Origin of the sequence: Aeromicrobium sp. CnD17-E (assembly GCF_024124745.1) — a bacterium.
Taxonomy (GTDB): Bacteria; Actinomycetota; Actinomycetes; order Propionibacteriales; family Nocardioidaceae; genus Aeromicrobium.
The window spans coordinates 1-1,468 of sequence record NZ_JAMXRU010000209.1; the positions used below are offsets into that span (position 1 = coordinate 1).

2 protein-coding genes are annotated in these 1,468 nt (G+C 74.7%); both read left to right on the forward strand.

Features of this window, described 5'->3' with window-relative positions; genetic code table 11:
• Positions 1-847: pyridoxal-phosphate dependent enzyme (locus NH339_RS18165; protein ID WP_253027443.1), on the forward strand; the 847-nt coding region annotated here is incomplete at its 5' end.
• Between the two features lie 32 nt (positions 848-879).
• Positions 880-1,468 (forward strand): DUF885 family protein (locus NH339_RS18170; RefSeq protein ID WP_253027445.1); only part of this gene is annotated, 589 nt, incomplete at its 3' end.

Sequence of the window (1,468 nt, forward strand, 5' to 3'; positions counted from 1 at the left end):
CGACGAGGCGCTGCAGGGCGCGACGCTCGTGCCGGCGTTCGACGACCCGCGCACGATCGCGGGCCAGGGCACGGTGCTGCGCGAGGCGTTCGACCAGCTCACCGCGGTGGGCGAGCCGCTCCCCGACGTCGTCGTGGTCCCCGTGGGCGGGGGCGGCCTGCTCGCCGGCAGCGTCGCGTGGTTGCGCGAGCGGCACCCCCACGTGCGCGTGGTGGGCGTGGAGCCCGCGGGCGCGACGTCGATGGCCGCGGCACTCGAGGCCGGCGAGCCGGTGACCCTCCAGACGATCGACACCTTCGTCGACGGCGCGGCCGTGCGGCGGGTCGGCCGGCACACGTTCGACACGGTGGCCGGGTCGGCGCCGACCATGCTCGCGGTCCCGGAGGGGCGTATCTGCAGCGAGATGCTCGACCTGTACCAGAGCGACGGCATCATCGCCGAGCCCGCGGGCGCGCTGGCGACCGCGTCGCTCGGCGGGGTGCTGGAGGTGGAGCCCGGCTCGCGCGTGCTGTGCATCCTCTCCGGCGGCAACAACGACGTGAGCCGCTACGCCGACGTCGTCGAGCGGGCGCTCGTCCACGAGGGCCGCAAGCACTACTTCCTGGTCGAGTTCCCGCAGGAGCCGGGCGCGCTGCGCCGCTTCCTCGACGAGGTGCTCGGCCCCGACGACGACATCACGCTGTTCGAGTACGTCAAGCACTCCAACCGCGAGACCGGACCCGCGCTGGTCGGCGTGGAGCTGAGCCGCGCCGAGGACCTCGCGGGCCTGCTGGAGCGCATGGACGCCGCACCCCCGCGCATCGAGCGGATCGAGAGCGAGAGCCCGCTGTTCCGCTTCCTGCTCTGACCGAGAGCACGACCCCGACGAGAGGACGACCGATGACCGACACCACGCACGAGGGCCCGGCTGCGCGGACACCGTCGGCGGTCGACGCCGTCGCCGAGGAGTGGCTCGAGACGATGCTCGCGCTGCAGCCGGAGTGGCACGTGTCCCTCGGACGACCCGGTCGCGAGGGCGAGTACACCGACCTGTCCCCCGACGGGCACGCCGCGTTCGCCGACGCCGCGCGCGCCGCCCGACGCCGGCTCGACGACGTGCCGGTCGTCGACGCGGTCGACATGGTGACGCACGCGGAGCTCGTGCGGGTGCTCGACCTGACGTTGGAGGAGCACGCGGCGGGCACGTGGCGCAGCGACCTGAACGTCATCGCGTCGCCGGTCCAGGGCGTGCGCGACGTGTTCGACCTGATGCCGCGCGACGGCGTCGACGACTGGTCGCACGTGGCGACGCGACTGTCCCGCGTGCCCGCGGCGCTGGCGGGCTACGTCGAGTCGCTGCGCGAGGGTGTGCGCGCGGACGACACCCCGGCGCGTCGCCAGGTGGTCGAGGTCGCCGAGCAGGCCCGCCGCCAGGCCGCGGCCGGCGCGTTCTTCGACGCCCTCGCCGCGTCGGCGGCAGGAGCTGGGC